This is a genomic window from Candidatus Pelagibacter sp. Uisw_121 (genome assembly GCF_047722545.1).
Lineage (GTDB): Bacteria > Pseudomonadota > Alphaproteobacteria > Pelagibacterales > Pelagibacteraceae > Pelagibacter.
In genome coordinates this window covers 423,087-442,815 of the sequence record NZ_CP159816.1, presented here as the reverse complement: position 1 = coordinate 442,815, position 19,729 = coordinate 423,087, and the positions used below count along the sequence as shown (strand labels likewise).

At 24.4% G+C, this 19,729-nt stretch carries 17 protein-coding genes; 9 read left to right on the top strand and 8 right to left on the bottom strand.

Translation table 11 applies throughout. The features are described from left to right. Position 1 precedes the first annotated feature (1 nt). Both ABXT52_RS02275 and ABXT52_RS02270 read right to left on the bottom strand, forming a co-directional pair. Positions 2 to 1,417 (bottom strand): exopolysaccharide biosynthesis polyprenyl glycosylphosphotransferase, encoded by a 1,416-nt coding sequence (locus ABXT52_RS02275; protein ID WP_415272273.1) that lies wholly within the window; start codon positions 1,415 to 1,417, stop codon positions 2 to 4. Between the two features lie 4 nt (positions 1,418 to 1,421). Beyond that, positions 1,422 to 3,554 (bottom strand): GumC family protein, encoded by a 2,133-nt coding sequence (locus ABXT52_RS02270; RefSeq protein ID WP_415272272.1) that lies wholly within the window; start codon positions 3,552 to 3,554, stop codon positions 1,422 to 1,424. 179 nt (positions 3,555 to 3,733) lie between these two features. Between ABXT52_RS02270 and ABXT52_RS02265 the strand changes: the two genes are divergently transcribed. From ABXT52_RS02265 to ABXT52_RS02250, 4 genes are all read left to right on the top strand, one after another. After that, positions 3,734 to 4,864 carry a polysaccharide biosynthesis/export family protein gene (locus ABXT52_RS02265; RefSeq protein WP_415272271.1) on the top strand — a complete coding sequence of 377 codons (1,131 nt, stop codon included), beginning with the start codon at positions 3,734 to 3,736 and terminating at the stop codon, positions 4,862 to 4,864. A 181-nt stretch (positions 4,865 to 5,045) separates the two neighbouring features. Then, the gene (locus ABXT52_RS02260) at positions 5,046 to 5,885 is read left to right on the top strand and encodes a hypothetical protein (protein WP_415272270.1); all 840 of its coding nucleotides are present in this window, start codon (positions 5,046 to 5,048) and stop codon (positions 5,883 to 5,885) included. Next, complete coding sequence (locus ABXT52_RS02255; protein WP_415272269.1) at positions 5,861 to 6,661, top strand: aldo/keto reductase; 801 nt, start codon at positions 5,861 to 5,863, stop codon at positions 6,659 to 6,661. The genes ABXT52_RS02260 and ABXT52_RS02255 overlap by 25 nt, the downstream gene beginning before the upstream one ends. A 259-nt stretch (positions 6,662 to 6,920) precedes the next feature. After that, entirely contained in the window at positions 6,921 to 7,583 is a 663-nt protein-coding gene (locus tag ABXT52_RS02250) for a class I SAM-dependent methyltransferase (protein WP_415272268.1), read from the top strand. A gap of 280 nt (positions 7,584 to 7,863) precedes the next feature. Here ABXT52_RS02250 and ABXT52_RS02245 read toward each other — a convergent pair whose 3' ends face one another. Both ABXT52_RS02245 and ABXT52_RS02240 read right to left on the bottom strand, forming a co-directional pair. After that, positions 7,864 to 8,754, bottom strand: a complete 891-nt coding sequence (locus ABXT52_RS02245) for an O-antigen ligase family protein (RefSeq protein WP_415272267.1) — start codon at positions 8,752 to 8,754, stop codon at positions 7,864 to 7,866. A 467-nt stretch (positions 8,755 to 9,221) separates the two neighbouring features. Continuing rightward, positions 9,222 to 11,684, bottom strand: coding sequence for a FecR domain-containing protein (locus ABXT52_RS02240; RefSeq protein WP_415272266.1), 2,463 nt, complete (start codon positions 11,682 to 11,684; stop codon positions 9,222 to 9,224). On the opposite strand from ABXT52_RS02240, the gene ABXT52_RS02235 reads away from it, so the two are divergent. The 5 genes from ABXT52_RS02235 to ABXT52_RS02215 are packed head-to-tail and all read left to right on the top strand — an operon-like array spanning position 11,670 to position 15,247. Further along, complete coding sequence (locus tag ABXT52_RS02235) at positions 11,670 to 12,125, top strand: hypothetical protein (RefSeq protein WP_415272265.1); 456 nt, start codon at positions 11,670 to 11,672, stop codon at positions 12,123 to 12,125. The genes ABXT52_RS02240 and ABXT52_RS02235 overlap by 15 nt on opposite strands. A gap of 26 nt (positions 12,126 to 12,151) precedes the next feature. Beyond that, a complete protein-coding gene (locus ABXT52_RS02230; RefSeq protein WP_415272264.1) occupies positions 12,152 to 12,553 on the top strand; it encodes a hypothetical protein in 402 nt (133 codons plus the stop codon). After that, the gene (locus ABXT52_RS02225) at positions 12,546 to 13,346 is read left to right on the top strand and encodes a glycosyltransferase (protein ID WP_415272263.1); all 801 of its coding nucleotides are present in this window, start codon (positions 12,546 to 12,548) and stop codon (positions 13,344 to 13,346) included. The genes ABXT52_RS02230 and ABXT52_RS02225 overlap by 8 nt, the downstream gene beginning before the upstream one ends. 33 nt (positions 13,347 to 13,379) lie before the next feature. Then, on the top strand, positions 13,380 to 14,087 hold the full coding sequence (locus ABXT52_RS02220; RefSeq protein WP_415272262.1) for an FkbM family methyltransferase: 708 nt from the start codon (positions 13,380 to 13,382) through the stop codon (positions 14,085 to 14,087). Next, on the top strand, positions 14,084 to 15,247 hold the full coding sequence (locus ABXT52_RS02215) for a glycosyltransferase (protein ID WP_415272261.1): 1,164 nt from the start codon (positions 14,084 to 14,086) through the stop codon (positions 15,245 to 15,247). The genes ABXT52_RS02220 and ABXT52_RS02215 overlap by 4 nt, the downstream gene beginning before the upstream one ends. Before the next feature lie 14 nt (positions 15,248 to 15,261). Here ABXT52_RS02215 and ABXT52_RS02210 read toward each other — a convergent pair whose 3' ends face one another. The 4 genes from ABXT52_RS02210 to ABXT52_RS02195 are packed head-to-tail and all read right to left on the bottom strand — an operon-like array spanning position 15,262 to position 19,701. Further along, positions 15,262 to 15,975 (bottom strand): aspartyl/asparaginyl beta-hydroxylase domain-containing protein, encoded by a 714-nt coding sequence (locus tag ABXT52_RS02210; protein ID WP_415272260.1) that lies wholly within the window; start codon positions 15,973 to 15,975, stop codon positions 15,262 to 15,264. A gap of 9 nt (positions 15,976 to 15,984) precedes the next feature. Next, positions 15,985 to 17,220 carry an asparagine synthase-related protein gene (locus ABXT52_RS02205; RefSeq protein WP_415272259.1) on the bottom strand — a complete coding sequence of 412 codons (1,236 nt, stop codon included), beginning with the start codon at positions 17,218 to 17,220 and terminating at the stop codon, positions 15,985 to 15,987. A gap of 36 nt (positions 17,221 to 17,256) precedes the next feature. After that, positions 17,257 to 18,534 carry a hypothetical protein gene (locus tag ABXT52_RS02200; RefSeq protein WP_415272258.1) on the bottom strand — a complete coding sequence of 426 codons (1,278 nt, stop codon included), beginning with the start codon at positions 18,532 to 18,534 and terminating at the stop codon, positions 17,257 to 17,259. Continuing rightward, on the bottom strand, positions 18,535 to 19,701 hold the full coding sequence (locus ABXT52_RS02195; protein ID WP_415272257.1) for a glycosyltransferase: 1,167 nt from the start codon (positions 19,699 to 19,701) through the stop codon (positions 18,535 to 18,537). Positions 19,702 to 19,729: the final 28 nt, after the last annotated feature.

Below are 19,729 nucleotides of genomic sequence, written 5' to 3'. Positions count from 1 at the left end.
TTTAGCCTGGGCTTTTAAAAATAATATAAAATGTTTTAAATATTATATAAATGTCTAACCATATGGTCCAATTATTTAGATACCATAAATCATGTTCCATTCTTTTTTTCATTAGTTCTGGGTTTGGTGTTGCACCTCTATAACCATTAACTTGTGCCCAACCAGTAAGACCTGGACTAGACTTGTGCCTTTTTAAAAAACCTGAAAAAATACTTGAATACTTAATATCATGTTCGACCATGTGTGGTCTAGGTCCAACGATAGACATATCTCCATTTAGTACATTGAAAAATTGTGGAATTTCATCAATGCTAAGTCTTCTAATAATTTTTCCAACATTTAGAAGTCTACTATCTCCATGTAATACCTGAACAGTTTTGTCAAATTTTTCTGATTTTAATGATCTTAATTTAAAAATTTTAAACCTTCTTCCATCCCACCCTGTTCTGTCTTGAGTAAATAAAATAGGAAAGCCATCCTCTATATAAATACATATAATAGAAATAATTAATACTGGACTTAATAACAATAGGAAAAAAATTGAAAGAACTTTATCAAATAGAATTTTTAAAAAAAGATTAAATCCATAAAATTTTGAAATTTCATAATGTTCAAATTTATACTTGTTGTTAATAAGTTTATTTGAAGTAAAAATATTTTCACTTATTAAATCTACAACTAAAATATCTACAGAAAATTTTAAAATATTATTCAGATAATCTTTAATATCATTTTTCTTATTATCTAAAATCCAGATTTGACCTAACGAATGATATTCTAAAATAGATCTAATATCTTCATCTTTGCCAAATACAGGAATTCTTAATTCTAACCTTACTTTTTTTATAATGTCTTTATCATAAGTATCTAAAAGGCAACATTTATAAATGTTAATATCATTATCTTTTCTTTCTACAATAATATTCTTGATATCCTCAGCATCACCTAACAACATTATATTTCGTTGAATTATATTTGAGTTAATCAAATAATTATAAAAGGAAGATATTATTCTATTTAAAATAAATAAGATAAAAATTACAAAAATAAATAGAAACAGAAAAGAAAAATCCAATATTAAATCAACCTTAAAAAAAAAGAAGATAGAAAAACAAACAATAATACTAATTATAAGTGGAAGTATGTCATTGCTCAAAAATGATAAAAAATTTGATTTATATTGTTTATCTCTTACGATTATCAAGGTGGTTATAAAATAAATAATTGAAATAGCTTTAGAAAATAGATAAAAATTTGAATCTTTATAAACATTTAAATTTAATAAATCATAAATAGTGTGAAATTCTAATATTGAGTAAGTATATATGCTTAAAAAAAGTAAAGCAGATTTTACTAAACTAGTTGATTTAATAAAAAAGGTATCATCATTTTGAAATACTTTCTCTAATCTAAACATTCAATTAAGTATTTTTAGAGTAATATGATGAATAATCATAATTATAATAATTATAATAATAGCTATCTTTTGAAGTATCTAGATCATTAATTATTATACCATCAATTTTAGCACCAACATTTTGAACTTTCTTTACAGAGGACATAAAGGAAAGAAGTCTAGAATGATCAGATCTAACTATAAATAGGTTGTAGTCAACTGACTGAGTAAGTATTAACGTGTCGGAAACAGGCTGTACTGGAGGAGAGTCAATAATTAAATAGTCATATTCTAACTTTAAAATATCAAAAAATTTTTTTAGTTGATCTTTACTTACTACATCAGACATATCAAATCTTTTAGCTCCAGATGTAATAATATCTAGGTTAGTTCCAGGTACTTTAAAAATTGTTGAATTTAATTCTACGGTACCAGAAATAATTTCACCTAATCCTAATATTTCTTTATCAAACTTATAGAAACTATTTAATACAGATGGTCTTCTAATATCAGCTTCTAAAAATAAAACTTTATAACTCTTCTCAAGTGATAAAGCCAAATTAAAGGCGTAACTAGTTTTACCTTCAGAAGGGTTACTAGAAGTCACTAAAAAACTATTATTTTTTTCAAATTTAGATTCTATAATTGCTCTAGAAGATCTTATGGCTTCAGAAAAATTTGACTCATTATCTTCTAAAAACATTTGAAGAATATGATAACCCTTTTTAATATTATTCACTTTTGGTAATACTCCAACCTGTGGAATTTTCATATGCTCTATTGCTTCTGGTGTTTTAATAACTGATGTGTTCATTTCTCTGTAAGTTACTAATCCATAAAAAAATAAAAATGAAACTATTAACGCAGATATAAAATTTTTATATGGCTTTGGTGCAAATGCTGAAGATGGTAAACTAGGGGTTTCAATAATTTTTAATTTTGAAACCTGTAAATTTTGTGCTTCATTGGTTTCTTTTACTCTTTGTAAGAAAGTTTCATACAATTTTCTGCTGCTTTCAACTTCCCTTTGAAAGATTAACATCCCCGCTTCTTTCTCTTCTATAATTCTTAACTCTTCAGTGACATTTTCTAGGTTTGTTTTTGACATATTCATAAAATTATTTAAATTACTTAATTCAAAAACTTTTTTTTCAATAACTTCACCTAAAATTTTTTTTAATTGATTTTTTAAACTTTTCTTTACTTCGTACGCTTGTTTAACTTTTGGGTGTTTTGTCGTATAAATCAACAATAGTGATTGAATATTATTTTCATTTGCAGACAAATTATTTTTAATATTAGATATCTCAGTTCTTCCATTTAAATCTTTTATTGATAATAAAATATCGACATCACCATTTGCTGCTTTAATTGCAATTAAATCACTCTCTTGTTGTTGTTTCTTATTTTTAGATTCAAGAATATTGTTTGAAATAGATTGTATTTCCTTAATTTTTAATTGTTTGACATTTCCTGTATCTACTAATTTATTTTCTTTTTTATAAGCAGCAAGTTTTTTTTCACCTTCTTGCATTTGTAGCGCTAATTCTTTAAGTCTTTCTGAAATTTTAGAGTTCGCATAATTAGTAATTTGAATTTTTGTGTCTACCTCATATCTTTGATATGAATCAATAATATTTTTTAAAGCTAGTTGAGAAATTTTAGCATTGTTAGACACAAATGATAAAACCAAAACATCACTTCTTGGAAGATTAGATACAGTAAAATTATTTTTTAAAACTGTTTTTATATAATCGTTATTAATATTCTTTTTTTTTTTAAATACTCTTGTAATTGGATTAACTTTAATAGAAGAATAAAGCTTCTCAAATTCAAGAACATTTTCATTATCTTTAATAATATATTCTATTACTTCTTCACTTTTTAAAATCGCAATTTGGTTGTTAACTCTATTTTGAATGTTTTCGATTGAGTAAGCTTCATCGATATTTACCAAGTTGCTTTCATCAGGAGAAATAACCAAAGTAGCCTTACTACGAAATTTTTCTTCAAGATTAAGTGATATAAAAAGTACCAACAAAGAAACTATCAATGTTGATATTGTGAGATTTTTAAAATTTTTTTTTGCTAAAAGTAAAAAGTACCTAAAATCTTCTAAAGCAAAAAAATCCCAAGTATTAAAAAATTTATCAAACATGTTTTAAATATATCAAGTTATATTGAAAAAATTAATATAATTAAGTCTTATACTAACAATTTCAACATCACAAACATCCATTGGATCAGTATAAATGATAATTCTACATGTAATAACTTATATCTATTTACAATTAGATTAAATTGAAAAATACTATAATTAAGCTAAATAGATTAATAATGTTCAACTTAAAATTTTTAAAACTATTTTTACCTTTTTTTTTACTTTTTAGCTGTACGTCTCCAGGCATAGATACAAATCCTTCTTCAAGAAGTCTTTCAAAAAAAAACCTTTCTGAGTATTCTATTGAGGATGTGCATTTAAAAGTTATAAAAATTAACAATCTCAATTTATCACAGATTGAATATTACAATACAAGACAGGTTAATAATTTAGATTTTTCAGTTAATAAGTTTCCAGAAATATACGATTACAAATATGAATATGCACTTGGACCTTCGGATGTAATAACGATTGATTTAACTGACACAGATGAACTTGATAATGACTACACAATTGGACCAAATGGAAATATAGAGCTTCCATTTGTTGATAAAGTTAATTTAGGAAACCAATCTTTAAATCAAGCCAAAATAAAGTTACTAAATCATTTAAATAACTTTTATAAAAACCCTGAATTACAAATTGAAATTAAAGAATATAATAGCAGTAAAATATATGTTCTAGGTTCTGTAAAAAATCAGCTAGCTATTAATCTTAATCAAAAACCCATAAGATTAATTGATGCCGCTATTCAAGCAGAATACACTCCTAATTCGAGAACAAAAAAAAATGGTAGCACGGGTGTTTTAAGAAGAGAAAATAAAGTTTATAAGATTAATTTTAACAATGTGATTAAAAGTGAAGATGCTAAAGAAAATTTTTTTTTAAAAAAAAATGATGTATTGTTTATAGATAATAACTCTGAGTCTTTGCATATTTTTGGTGAAGTAAGTAAGCCTGGAATATATTTTCCTAACGATGACTACTCTATAACTGAATTAATTTCTGAGTCTGGTATAAACAAACTTACAGCAAATGCAAAAAAAGTTTATATAATTAGAGAGAGTTTTACAGAATTTTTAAAAATAAATATATTTCAACTTGATATTAATAACCCAGTTAATTTAATTGTTGGAAAAAAATTTTTATTAAAGCCAAAAGATATAATTTTTATACCTCCCGCTCCGATAGTAAAGTGGAACAGAACTATAAGTCTTTTAATACCTCAAACAGATCTATTTAATTCCTACAATCCAATTATTCAAAATGGTGTAAAATTTAGTACTACTTCAAATACTACTGATTAATTTTTATTATTTTTTTGAAGAATTTTTATATAATTTTTTATATTCTCATTTATCAGTTCATTAAGTATTGATTTACTTATCTTTTCTTAAAATTGTTCATCTATGTTCATCTAAATTAAGGTCAAATTCAAAAGCAAGTCAAGAGATGACTTCATCTCATAGTTGGGTTAAATTATTAAAAATGATAAATGGTAAAAAATTTAACAGATATTTTAGTTTAACATTTGCTAGATTCATTTTAGGAAGATTTTATACAATAAGAAAAATATATAAAATACTTAATAAAATTTTATTTACTAGCAAAGTTCATCCTGATATAAATGATTATATAATCTTTAATTCGTCTCAAAATGAACTGTTAAATGACCTAACAGTTAGTGGAGTTTCCAAAAAATTATTTCTTAAAAAAGAAATTAACAATTTTATATTAGATAATTACAAGAATTCTAAATTCATTTCTGAAAAAATTTTTAAACAAAGTAGGCATGAATTTAAGAATTTTAATGATTTTAAAAAATCAAAAATAATTTCTCCTTTTTTTGAGTTAGAGAATGAGGATTTTAAAGCATTATTTGATAAAATTTCAAAATCAAAGGAACTTTTAGAAATTGCTAAAAAATATTTAGGAAGTGTAAAAAAAATAGACATTCGACTAACATACAGCACAGTAGTAAATTTGGAAGATGCCCAAAGAGAAGAATATCGCCAAACAGTAAATTGGCATTATGATGTTCATGACTTAAATTTTTTATATGCATTTTTTTATATCTCAGGTGCTAACAGATTATCTGGATCACATGAGGTAATAAAGAAGTCACACAAAAAAAAAATGTTCTTTAAACATTTAGTAGGTTCGGTAATTCAAAGCGATTATGATTTAAGAAATTATTATGATAATGAAAAATTTTTTACAATTGAAGGACTTCCAGGTGAGGGTTTTATTGAAGACACTTCTTGTTTTCATAGAGCATTGAAACCTATAGAGCAACCAAGATTATGTCTTCAGGTAAGATACCATTGAAAAAAATTATTATAGGTACTTCAGCATGGGGTTCAAAAATTTCATACTCTAAGTCTTTTGAAATTTTAGAAGAATTGTTAGATAGTGGATTTGTTCAGTTTGATACTGCGCCAAATTATGGATCTGGATATTCTCAAAATATTATTAACTCAATCTCAAAAAAATTAATAGTTAATACAAAATTTGGGCAAAAAATGAACTTATCTTTCAAAGAGATTTTTAAGAGAATATATAGATTTAATAATTTAAATGCATTCTTTAAATCAAACTTAAATCTAATTAATTATAGTTTTCAAAATAAAAAAAAATTTTGGTTAGTTTCAAACATAGATAAAAATTTTATAGAAATTAAAAAGGATTTAAGAAATTGTGTTATTGATACTTTTTTTTTGCACAGTCCGTTAAAAGAGATAATTTCTGATCAATTTCTTATGGAGTTTATTAAGTTTTGTAATTTAAATAACGTGGTTCCAGGAATATCTAATATTCAAGATGATATTTTTTTATATTTAATATCAAACTATAGAAATATTGTTTTTCAAATGCCATTAACACAATATTTGAAATATGAGGAAAAAATAGAAAGAAATCAGAACACGATACATATAAATTCTATCTTTAGATCTAAATATTTGCAAAATAAAATATCTGTAAAAAATTATGAAATAGCAATTTTTGAATATTTTAAAAATAAGCACAATATCAAGTTAGTTTTGGGAATTAATTCTAATCGTAGCATGAAATCTTTGTTAAATAATTTTAATCTATTGAATTAAAATTGTTCATCTAACGTTTATCTATTTGTTCATCTATAGTGCAGACATAAAAAAAACCCAAAAGTATTGCTACGATTAGGGTTTTTGAATATTTCAAAAATGAAATGAGTCTTACATTCTCATTCACTAGTTCATTAAGTATTGATTTATCTGACATTTCTTAAAATTGCTTATCTATGTTCATCTAAATTAAGGGCAAACTCAAAAGCAAGTCAAAAGATGACTTTCTCACATATATCAAATAAGTTGCTAATTATAAATGCTTAAAAGATATCAAAAAAATCTCTTCTATATTATTGCCACTCCACTAATGATAATAAACTCATTTAGACTTAAATATCTTAATTCATTTAAAAAAAATTCTGTTTTAAAGTTACATTTAGGACCTGGAAAAAAAAATTATATAGACGAATGGATTAACATCGATGCCAACATGTTTACTGGAAAATGTGATTTATGGTTAGATTTAAGAAACAAATTACCGTTTAAAAACTCTAGTGTTGATTATTGCTATTCTCATCATATGGTAGAACACTTACCAAATATGAAATCTCATTTTGTTGATATTTTTAGAATTTTAAAACCAGGGGGTATTTACAGATTTGGCGGACCAAATGGAGATACAGCAATAAAAAAATTTATAGAAAATGATCATGAGTGGTTTTCAAATTTCCCTGACAAAAGAAATAGTATTGGGGGAAAATTTGAAAATTTGATTTTTTGTAGAAATGAACATTTAACAATATTAACATTTTCATATTTGAAAGAAATTTTAGAAAATGTGGGATTTATTAATATTAAAAAATATTTACCTACAAAAGAAACTCAAAAACCAGAAGTTTTTAATCAATGCTTGAATTTTGAGAATGAAAATGATTTTGAGAATCCACACACACTAATCCTTGAAATTAGTAAACCCTAACAAAAAACCCCCAAAACTTTCATTCCAGGGGGTTCTAATTTTGTTTAGTGTATGTATCTAGAGTGTACTCTAGATGGAAACGTATTACATTCTCATTCACTAACTCATTAATCATTTGCTTATCTATTCTTTTAAGTATTTGTTATCTATTCTTTTAAATATTTGCTCATCTAAATTAAGATTAAACTCAAAAGATGGCTTCATCTTATAGTTGGGTTAAATTATTAAAAATGGTAAATTATAAAAAAATTTATACAAAACGGCTACACATATTTCACTTTTAGGAATTAAGTAATTTTTTATTATTATCAATATTTATACTAAACAAAATTACTAATAAAAATTGAATTATAGGAATATGTAAAGAAAAATCAAATATCAACAATATTATCAAAAAGTAAATAAGTAATAAATTTTTAAATTGAAAAAAATTATTCCTAATAAAGATTAACAGAATAACTAATAGTAAATTTAAAAAACCAATTAATCCAAGCTCACCAATAAATTCTGGGAGATCAGAGTGTGCATGGTCTACATATTTTGAGGATAAATCTGGGTAATCTATTTTAAATAAATATTCAAATCCACCCAATCCATAACCAAAAAAACTAAATTCTTTAATTTTTTGTAATGCAAATAAAGCTGTTGATCCTCTACTTATTAAATCATTACTTTCTGAATTTGGAAAATATTCATTAATTTCATCACTTAAGAAATAAAATCTAGCAAACAATTTTTCAGAACCAAAATAATACCCTAGTATCAAAATATCAAAGATAACAATTAATAATAATGTATTTAAAAAAAATTTATCTTTTTCTTTTTTATTAATTAATAAATAACAAATATAAAAAGTGATTAATGAAATTAATAAAAAATTACCGATTCTTGAAAATGATGTAATTATCCCAATTGTAACAAATAATATAAAAATTCTTACATGAATTTTTCTAAAGAAATTTTCACTAGTATCTTTATTATATTTTTTAAACAATCTCAGATATTCAGCTCCACAAAAAAAACATAACACTAAAAAACAAGAGAAAACAGTTCTGTTAATAAAGAAACCTGTTGCTGAATTTTTATAGAAAGAGTTTTTTATTATAAAAAGATCAGGATTACCTATTAAATAAAAATAGATTGCAATAGATGCACTAATTGCCCCAATCAAAATGATAAAATAATAAAAATTTAAAATATGTTTTATTTTATAAAACAGGCTTTTAAAAATAATCAAAAATAAAAAAAGTGAAAATATATTTAAGAATCCAAAAAACGAATTAGATGGATTAAGGCTAATAGAACTATAAAATTTATCAAAACCTAAATTATCTAGATATTGATATTTTGTAGGTGATAAAACTTTTATTAATTCAAGTGGCAAAGGTATAATTTGAAAAATCAGGTAAAAAATAAAAATTATAAATGTGTAAAATACCAATTTATTTTTTTCAAATAAAAATATAGTGTGTGCTAAGTAATTTTTTTCATTAATGAGTAATAAAAAAAAAAATGATATCAAAATAAAATTAATTTGAATATATAGATTGTTATTTCCTCCGTTAAAAATTATCATAAAAAAAATAATCAAATAAAATAAGTTGTGAAAAATTGGTTTTTTTTTAATTTGCATAAAAATTAACTTTCACTCACATTCGTGTCATATACTGAATTATAATCTCCATTTTCATTAAATCCCTCATCATTGTAACCATCAGAGTTAAATCCTTCATTATTATACTCTGTTCCAGTGTCTCTATGAAGAAATGGTGAAGTAAAAGAAAACCCATTTGCATCATACTCTTCTTCTGCTTCCTCTTCTGCTGCTTCCTCTTCTGCTGCTTCCTCTTCTGCTGCTTCCTCTTCTGCTGCTTCCTCTTCTGCTGCTTCCTCTTCTGTTGCTTCCTCTTCTGTTGCTTCCTCTTCTGCTGCTTCCTCTTCTGCTGCTTCCTCTTCTGCTGCTTCCTCTTCTGCTGCTGCTTCTTCTTCGTTAATTATTTCTTCTATTAATTCTTCGATTTCAGTTTCTGTATTATCAAGAATTCCTTTTAATAATTCGTCTTCTTCCTCATCTCTATTTCTTATTAAAGCTTCTTTAATTAATCTATTCACCTGTGTTTGTTCATCACTATCTAAAGATAATGATTCTTCTGACTGAATTTCAACTATGGAAGATAAAACTTTTAATGAAATATTGCTCTCATCATCACCTTCTTCTGTAATTTGAATTAAATCAACAACCTCTTCAATAACTGATAGATCAGATTTTGTAATTATATTAGCTAATAACGAAGAATCTTCATCATTATCTCCAGCACGCTCAACTGCTTGCTCAATTAATCTATTAACTTCCGTTTGTTCATCACTATCTAAAGATAATGATTCTTCTGACTGAATTTCAACTATGGAAGATAAAACTTTTAATGAAATATTGCTCTCATCATCACCTTCTTCTGTAATTTGAATTAAATCAACAACCTCTTCAATAACTGATAGATCAGATTTTGTAATTATATTAGCTAATAACGAAGAATCTTCATCATTATCTCCAGCACGCTCAACTGCTTGCTCAATTAATCTATTAACTTCCGTTTGTTCATCACTATCTAAAGATAATGATTCTTCTGACTGAATAGTAGCTACAGAAGATAAAACTTTTAATGATAAACCACTTTGTTGATTTGCCTCTTCAACATCCTGAATAAAATCAACAACCTCTTCAATAACCGATAGATCAGATTTTGTAATTATATTAGCTAACAATGACGTGTCTTCATTATTTTCTTTAATATTTTCGATTGCATCTTTAATCAATCTATTAACCTCAGTTTGTTTTTCATCATCAAGGTTAACAGATTCATTATTGTTAAAAGTTGCAACAGCTGAAAGAACTTTTAATGATTTGTTATTTTCTGTATCACTTAATGATTGATTTTGAACATTATCTACAATTTTTGTAATTGTTTCCTTGTCTGATTTAGAAATGATTTTACTAATTATTTCTAAATTAAAATCCTCATTAGTATCGTCAGAGAGAAATTGATTATAAATTTTATTTTTAATTTCGTTGTTAGCTTCATTTTTTGAAGTAGTTATAAATGTACTATCAAAATCAGATAAATCTGAGACTAAGATAGCTATCAAGTCATTTTTAGATTCAAAAATTTCATTAATTGACTCACCTATACTTCCATCGTCGGATGCGTTTAAAACATTTGATAAAAAAGTAACATTATCCTCATTACTATTCTCTGTTATAAACGCAATTTTTTCTTGTTTGTTAGATTTAATAGTTTGTTTTAAAATATTTATGTCAGAAACATCAACTTTTCCATCATTGTTCGCATCTTGCAAGTTTCCCTGAATCAATTGATCTTCTAAATTTTTTTGAATTATATTTTCATCGATTTTACTAGATTGTATAAATTCTTCAGTAGCATCTTCCAATTCTTTAGTTTCAGAGTCTGTAGCTGGTCTTTCTATAATTTCATTACCTTGTTCAGCAGATAATACCTGCGTAGGATCAAAAAGAGTTTTTAAATTTCCTTCAGAAGATACGTTAAGTGAACCTACTTTTCCAAAACTGTCTATTGCTAAACTAACAGTAGAACTTCCATTCAATTCACTTTTGATATTGAACCTTGTGCCTCTGACACCTAAAGTTAAGTTTTCAGTTTCAATTTTCATTGAACCATTATCCATCTTTGCAATATTACCTGACTCAATAATTGCTCCTCCTTTATTAATTATTAAATTGAATAAGTTAACTTTAGTGTCTGATAAAAGAAATTCATTGACAATGAACGAAGAAGATTTTTGAAGCAGCATGGATGTATTATCGTTAAAGAGTATTGTAGCCGTCCCGTTACTTTCTGAAAAAATCTCATCATCAGTGAAAATTGAGTCATATAAATTTAACTTTATTTGCTCACCATCAATGTTGGTTTTGTATATAAACCCTTTTTGGTCTGTAATTAATCCAACTTGTTCTTTAGAATAGAGATTAATTATAAAAAAAATTTGAAAAACTAAACTTATAATTAATAAATGATAGATTTTTTTATATGAAGTAATATGATTTTTAATATGCAGATGTTTCATATTTTAAAATATTCAATCATATTATTATTATTATATAACATATTGACTGTAGGTATTCTTTATTTTTCTAATTATAAAATAAAAAACATCTTTTGGAAATTTACACCCTATGAATTTAATCAACTATTGTATTACCCCAATCACTTGAGAATAAGCCCCTCTTCTAATAAAAAAGATAAGGATATATCAATAGAAATATTAAAAAAAAATATAAATAGAAACTATCTAGATATAGAATATTGGAATTATAAATTTTTTATTGAAAACATTGATAGAGATAATAAAAAAGAACTACAAAATGCATTCTATAAAACATTGGTCTTATCTAAAAATAACCGCAAAAAAAAATTAAATTTAACATATTATTTTACTAATAATTATTCAAATTTTTCAAGTCCTTATAAAGTAAAAATTATTAAAACAATTTTTTCAAAGGACTGAAAATAGTTTTATTGCAGAAAAAATCTATGACAGCTTTTATAAAAAAAAAAATTAAAATATTAAGACTTGTTACTTCATTAGACCCAAAATATGGCGGACCCAGAAATGGTATTTTATCATCAAATGATCAATTAATTAAAAAGGGATTTAAGGTAGATATTGCTACTTGTGATAAAAAAAATATAATTAGTAAAGAACTTAAAAGTGTCAAAATTATAAACTTTAAATCTTATATAGGAAAAAAATATAGATTTAGTTTGATGTTGTTTTTTTGGTTATATAAAAAAAGAAAGGAATATGATTTTTTTATAATACATGGACTATGGCAATTTAATTCATTAGCTGCAAGATTACTGCTAACAAATAAAAAATATTTTATATTTACACACGGACAATTAGATCCTTTTTTTTTCTTTAAATTTGTATAAAAGATTAAAAAAAAAAATTTATTGGTATTTAATAGAAAAAAAAAATTTACTTAATTCTACAGGTATTCTTTTAACATCTGAGGGCGAGAGAAATAATCTGAAAAAAACCTATGTTAATACTGATGAGATAAGTAAAAATCTAATAAAATATGGAATACTAAAAAGAAAATTAAATTATCAAAAATGTAAGAATGTTTTTAAATCTAAATTTCCATCATTATATAACCAGAAATTTTATTTATTTTTGGGGAGATATCATGAAAAAAAAGGATGTGAAATAATTATAAATTCAATAATAAAAATAAGAAAAAATTTTAAAAGTAAAATACTTTTTGCTGGTCATGCTGAAGATGCTCGATATTTGAAAAGTTTGAAAAAACTAGTAGAAGATAATAATTTAAAAAATATAATTTTCTTTTCAGATGCAATTTATGACCACTTAAAATGGGGTGCAATTTTATCCTCTAGAGCTTCGATATTAGCTTCTCATGGAGAAAATTTTGGAATTTCAATTGCGGAATCTTTATCACAAAGTAAACCGGTTTTAATTTCCAATAAAGTAAATATTTTTAAAACTATAGATAGATACAAAGCGGGTCTGATAGCGTCAGATACAACGTTAAGTTTTAGTAAAAAACTTCTTCAATTTGAAAAATTAGGTATCAGGGAATTAAATAAAATGTCTAAAAATGCATCAAAATGCTTTGAAGATAATTTTGATGTTTCATCTAATACAAATAGTTTAAGTAATTTCTTAATAAAAGAATTTAATAAAAAATATGGAAATTCATAATCTAAATTTAAACTTTTTAAATAATAGCAGTATATGAAAAAATTTATCAAAATATTTAAATGTATTTTTAGGTTAAACTTTTATAAATCTTATTTAAATAAGACATCACCATTATTTGAACTTGAAGGGTTGATCGAAGATTTAAATGATATTAAAACAGTTATCGATATTGGTTCAAATAAAGGACAATTTTCTGTGTTAACAAGATATTATTTCCCAAAAGCAAAAATTTATTCATTTGAACCTCAGGGTCGCATTTTATCCAAACAAAAAAAAATCTTCTCTAATGACAGTAATATAAAATTTTTTCAAATGGGCTTGGGCAATGAAAAGTGTAACAAAAAGTTTTATGTTACAAATAGAGAAGATAGTTCGTCATTTCTTGAACCAAAAAATACTTATGTAGAAACATATAAGATTAAAAGTTTTAAAAAAATTAAAATTAATAAATTAGAAAATATGATTAATTCTGATAAATTAGAGAAAAATGTTTTAGTTAAGTTAGATGTTCAGGGATTTGAACTAGAAGTTTTAAAAGGAGCAAAAAAGTTATTGAATAAAATAGACTATATTATTACTGAAATGTCTTATCAAAATATTTATAAAAACCAAGTTGTTAGAAGTGATTTAAAATTATTTTTAAAAAAAAATAATTTTGTTAAGGTAAAAAATATTAATATTACTAAATTTGATAAAAAGTTATTTCAATCAGATGTATTGTTTAGAAAAAAATTAAAATGAAATACAATATTTATATTAGAGGACGTGGATGGGCTTTTCAATTGGCAAACTCATTAAATAAAGAAAATAAACTTAATTATCTTGTTACATCCTACCCTAAGTTTATGACAAGAAAATATAATGTTCCTAACAATAAAACTAAATCTATTTTTTTTATAGATCTCTTAACAAGATTTTTAAATATTATTCATAAATATTTTAAAAAAATAAATATTAATATCCGGTCAACATTAATAGTCGATGCCTTAACCGATTATATATATAGTTTATTTTATATAGACAATGTTGACTATTACATACTAGGATTTGGTGGTTCCACTTGTAAAATAATTGCAAAAGCAAAAAAAAAAAAGATTAAAACAATTTATTTTTTAAATAATAGCTCACCTTTATTTAGAGAAAAACTTAAAGAAGAATTTAAGAAATTAGATTTGATGCAAAATTATATAAAAGAAGATCCTTCTATTACTAAAAAAATAAATTTAAGCATTCAACAGGCAGACTATGTAGGGTGCATATCGTCTTTTCAAAGAGAGACTTATATTGATGAAGGAATACTGGATAAAGAAAAGGCATTTACCACCATAATGGGTGTTGATACATCCATTTTTTATCAAAAAAAATTACATACTGATAAATTTATTGTTATAGGTGTGGGAAATGATTTTGTTAGAAAAGGATTTAAATACCTAATTGAGGGATTTAATAATCTTAAGTTGCCAAATTCAGAATTATGGCTTTTAGGTAATCTTGATAAAAACCAAATAAGCAAAATATGTAAACTTGAAGACAATAATCTTATCTTTAACTCAATAAAAGAATTTGATTTACCGAAATTTTATAATCAATCTTCTGTTTTTTGTCTCCCCACCTTAGAGGAGGGTGCACCTGCGGTGATCTCACAAGCAATGGCTTGTGGTTTACCAGTAATTTTAACTAAAAACTGCCAAGGACCAGATATTATTGATGATGGTAATAATGGTTTTATAGTTAATGAAATGGATGCATTAAGTATATCCAAACAAATAAAATATTTTTATGATAATCCAAAAAAAAGATTGGAGATGGGTATCTCTTCAGCAAAATTTGCTAAAGAAAAACTTTCGTATGACGCGATGACAAAAAATATAACTAATTTTATTGAAACTCAAGAACATTAAAACTTTATAAGTAACTATTTAAAAGTAAACAATCGAATTATTTTTTTTGGGTATTTGTAAAAAATATTAAAAATAGGTATTATAATTTTTTTATATTTTTTTCTTTTTTTTTCATCTAAAGAAAATTTTTGTGGATCTGTAAATAAATTTTTAGGATCTTTTAGATCAATTATTAGATGTAATCTATCATCACTACCTTCGTTTTTAATTTGGTGTGGAAAACTGTAATCACCATAAAAAAGACCCCCAGGAGTCCACTGATAACTTTCATGGCATAAATTACTTTTGCATTTGTTGTTTACGATAAGGGGTAAATGTAATCGACTATTACCATATTCCATTGTCTCATCCCAATCTCTGTGCCAATTAATATTTTTTTTTGCTTTTAATCTTGAAAAACGAATTCTTCGCGGCTTACAATTATATTTCACTAATAACTCTTTTATTACCTCATGTGTGTATGTAAAATACTTAATTATTTCCGTTGGTGTTGTGTCTGTATCAGTATTTTTTGCTACTGCTGTTGCATTACCCGTCTCTGAATAAAGAGAAACTACTTCCCATCCTCCATCATGATCAATTCCTAAACTTGGATGATTTACTTCATTTAGCTTGTTTTGTACCACATTATATTCTTCTAAAATTTTATGATAATTAAAATCGAAATCAATTTGATAAGTAAAATTTAACGAAAATATTTTTGATATAAATTGCCAAGGTTTTAACATATTAATAAATTAGCAAGCAAAGTTAATATTATTATTGATAATGTATTTTGACCACAAATAAAAATCTGATTTCTGCATAATATTCAATTTATTAATTTTAATATTAAAATTTGATGCAATTTGTAATTGATTTTTATTAAATTTGAAATCCAAATATGTAGGTTTGAAAATATTTTTTGTTTTAGAAATTTTGTCAAAATTCAATTTTTGATTCAGATATTTTCTTAAAGAAAGTTTATTAACTAGTGTAGGGTAATTAAAATCTAACATTGTTCTTTTTTCAAAGTGATCTATCAAATTTTCATTTAGAAAAGGAAATATAACTTTTGAAGTTTCATTAATTGCATCAACATAAATTATAGATTTATTCATTGCACAACAAAAATCATAATGTATTCCTCTTTGTAGGGCTCGCTGTAAAAGAATATCTTTTAATATTGAATATTTTTTATAATAAAGGTTAAGATTAGTATAATTTTCAAGCTTAATATTCGACCCTGGAAAATTGTACATGTAATCAGGTCTTAAAATATCTCCTAGTTTCCCCATTGAATTCCAAAGTTGTGTTGGAATTATTTTATTTAAATTTGTAAAGTTAATAAATTTTTGTATATATCGCTTTTGTAATTCTCTTCTGCTTGGTACGTGACCCATATATGCATCGTTACCCATGCCATCTATAAAAACAGCGTCTGAAAATTTAATGTTATTTTTTATACATGTATCTAATATCATTAGAACAGACAATCCTGCAGGATCCATAACTGGTTCTTTAATATTTTTAAGAATATCTTCAAAATTTAAAAATTCTAACTTTTCTGATGTAAAAAAAACTTTAATTTTAAGTTTATTAGCAAGTTCATCAATTATTTTTTTTTCATCATCGTTGGTTATAAAAGAAATGTAGATTGCATCTATGTTATTTTGTATTAATCTTGAAGCTATAAAAGTTGAGTCTTTTCCTCCAGAAAAAAAAATAACTGGCTGCTTATTGGTAGATTTTATTTCTTTTAATCCGTTGTCAAATATATCAATCCAATCATGATAATCGTTATTAGATTTTGAATAATTATTTTTTTTATTCTTATAATTTTTAACTAATTTTTCCTCTAAAAAATTTGAATCAATTTCCTTATTTCTAAATTTCCATTTCACAATTGAATCATTAAATTTAGTAAATCTATTTTGTAATAATTCTAATAAGATATTCGGGTCTTTTTGTCTTGAATGTAATGAGTAGTGCATTTTTAATATTTTAAATTAAATAAATTTAGATCATTATTAATTTATGTTAGTTAAAAAATTTTCAATATTAATAACATAGGTTTGTTTACTTCCATTGTGTGATGAATCTATGCTTAATAAATTTCCTTTTTTATTCCATCTTGGATGAAGGTCACATTTTAAGCTACTTTCTATCAAATATGAAGCTACCTTGAATTTGCCAATATAATGTGTTTTATTGTTTTCAAAATCATGAATCAATAATTTTTGAAAACTCTCTGTATCTGGATACGTGTCCGTAACCAAAAACCTCCCATTTTCTGATATTTGAGGATGCCCATCTTCTACTAAAATTTTTTCGTTAACTTTTGTTATTTTGTTTAATTTTTTTAAATTTATAAGATAGTAATATTCTGATTTTATTAAATTTTTAAACATTGGCTTAAATTTATTAATAATCTTTTTTAAATAATTTACTAAATATTTTTCTAAAAAAACATTTAATCTTATTTTTTGTAAATATTTAGGCAAACCTCTACACCAAACAATAATTTTTTCATTGTCTATCCACTCAAAATGACTAACTTTTTCTCTAGCCAATAAAATATTTTTTGATTCATTCAAATATGTGCAAATAAAATAAGTTACTAAAGCGCCTGACTTTAAATGAAATCTAAGATGAGATACAAATTTATCACCATTTGGACTAAAACTCGGAAATGATAGAAAAAAAAAGGTATTTTTAAGTTTTTCTAAACCACATATTTTTACAGCATCATATATTGAAAGCACTAATTTTTTAGAATTATTATTAATATCTGTTAAAAATATACCATCATCTTCTGGCTTTTCTTTGTATTTAGATTGATCATCTGGAACAAAATAACCATAAGATTTCCAAAAGCTCCATATTCTTGAGTAGTTTAAGGTTAGTATTTTTTTTGTTTTCTTTGAATATGAATAAACTGAGTTTTGTAATTCTGTTTTTTTCTTAGTTTCAATATTGTAAATACATGACACTAATTTATTTCCAATAATTTTGTTATAAATTATTTCATTTAAATTAATCCATTGCAATCTTGAGCCCTGTTCCCAGCTACAAGCTTCTGTTGTATCAATTTTATCAACTATTGAATTAACATGATCCCATATACAGATTTCACAGTAATTATTATTTTCTTTAAACCCTAAATTATTTAAAGGATACCTGTGAATAGCAATTAAATTATCATTTAAATCATTAAATGGCTTAATATCATGATAACCTACATTGTGATCATAATTATTTGGTGTCGAAGAAACTATATAAACATGTTCAGCTAATTCAAAATTCATTTATTCGTCAAAATATTTTTTAATTTGATCTCCACTAAACTCAGGTGTTTTTTTCTTTCCATATTCTTTAGCATTTTGCTGACACTCACTTAAGAAATTGATATCACTAGTCATTTTTTTCAAATGCTTAATAAGTTCTTCTTGTTTATTAATATCAAAGATTAAACCCACTTTTTCTTTGATAAACTCAGGATACAGCCCAACCATATTACTTGCTATTATTGCACATTCAAATTGAATGGCTTCTGCAGCAACATTGCAATGAGTATCACCAGAATTTGAAGGAGCTACGAGTATTTCAGAGTTGGAAAAAAAACCGATTAATTCCTTTTGATCTCTAAAACCCATAAATTTAACATTATCAATTTTTTCTTCTTTAACCAAAAATTTCATTTCGTTAGCAAATTTACCATCACCAACCATTAATAAAATCCAATCGTCAGGTATATCTGCCTTTATAAAGCACTCCAATAATAGTTTGGGGTTTTTTCTCTCAATAAATATTCCCGCAAATAGAATAAATTTTTTATCATGAGGAAGATGATATCTATTGCAAAAATTCACCTTTGATAACAATAAATTATTATTTTGATTAATTAAATTTTTATAATCTCCCTGACAATGATGAATCAAATGAATATTATTTTCATTAGCACCAAAACATTTGAAAAATTCCTCATTTAACTTATGTATCGACCAGAAATTATCATAAAATAAGTTAAAAAATCTATAATAAATAAAACGTAATATTTTTTTAAAAATATTTTTATTACCAAGATTATAACTCATTGATCTTGCTATAGTTTTTTTACCCATTAATTTAGCAACAATAGCGCAAAAACCATGGGTATAAAGATATGAATGGTGAAAAATAATTTGATCAAAATCTTCATTAATTAAAAATTTAATTAATCTAAATAAAGACAAAAACTTGAATAAGAAACTATGATTTACAACATATCTTATTTTATTACATAAAAAATGTTTTCTATAGCCAGAGAGCATATCCATGCCATAGTTAATTTTTTTTTCATAATATTTACAATCATATTCAGGTGATAAATTTTGCCAATAAATTACTTTAAAATCAATATTATTTTTACTAACACTTCTAAATAATGGAATCAGATTTGTGATTTGATGAGTGGATACATAAAGCAATTTCATTGATTATGTTTATAATAATCCTTATAAA

Excerpts from the sequence above, each read along its gene's own strand:
- ABXT52_RS02275 (WP_415272273.1), bottom strand. The coding sequence starts at position 1,417 with ATGTTTAGATTAGAGAAAGTATTTCAAAATGATGATACCTTTTTTATT.
- ABXT52_RS02270 (WP_415272272.1), bottom strand. The coding sequence starts at position 3,554 with ATGTTTGATAAATTTTTTAATACTTGGGATTTTTTTGCTTTAGAAGAT.
- ABXT52_RS02265 (WP_415272271.1), top strand. The coding sequence starts at position 3,734 with ATGTTCAACTTAAAATTTTTAAAACTATTTTTACCTTTTTTTTTACTT.
- ABXT52_RS02260 (WP_415272270.1), top strand. The coding sequence starts at position 5,046 with ATGATAAATGGTAAAAAATTTAACAGATATTTTAGTTTAACATTTGCT.
- ABXT52_RS02255 (WP_415272269.1), top strand. The coding sequence starts at position 5,861 with ATGTCTTCAGGTAAGATACCATTGAAAAAAATTATTATAGGTACTTCA.
- ABXT52_RS02250 (WP_415272268.1), top strand. The coding sequence starts at position 6,921 with ATGCTTAAAAGATATCAAAAAAATCTCTTCTATATTATTGCCACTCCA.
- ABXT52_RS02235 (WP_415272265.1), top strand. The coding sequence starts at position 11,670 with ATGCAGATGTTTCATATTTTAAAATATTCAATCATATTATTATTATTA.
- ABXT52_RS02240 (WP_415272266.1), bottom strand. The coding sequence starts at position 11,684 with ATGAAACATCTGCATATTAAAAATCATATTACTTCATATAAAAAAATC.
- ABXT52_RS02230 (WP_415272264.1), top strand. The coding sequence starts at position 12,152 with ATGACAGCTTTTATAAAAAAAAAAATTAAAATATTAAGACTTGTTACT.
- ABXT52_RS02220 (WP_415272262.1), top strand. The coding sequence starts at position 13,380 with ATGAAAAAATTTATCAAAATATTTAAATGTATTTTTAGGTTAAACTTT.
- ABXT52_RS02215 (WP_415272261.1), top strand. The coding sequence starts at position 14,084 with ATGAAATACAATATTTATATTAGAGGACGTGGATGGGCTTTTCAATTG.
- ABXT52_RS02210 (WP_415272260.1), bottom strand. The coding sequence starts at position 15,975 with ATGTTAAAACCTTGGCAATTTATATCAAAAATATTTTCGTTAAATTTT.
- ABXT52_RS02205 (WP_415272259.1), bottom strand. The coding sequence starts at position 17,220 with ATGCACTACTCATTACATTCAAGACAAAAAGACCCGAATATCTTATTA.
- ABXT52_RS02200 (WP_415272258.1), bottom strand. The coding sequence starts at position 18,534 with ATGAATTTTGAATTAGCTGAACATGTTTATATAGTTTCTTCGACACCA.
- ABXT52_RS02195 (WP_415272257.1), bottom strand. The coding sequence starts at position 19,701 with ATGAAATTGCTTTATGTATCCACTCATCAAATCACAAATCTGATTCCA.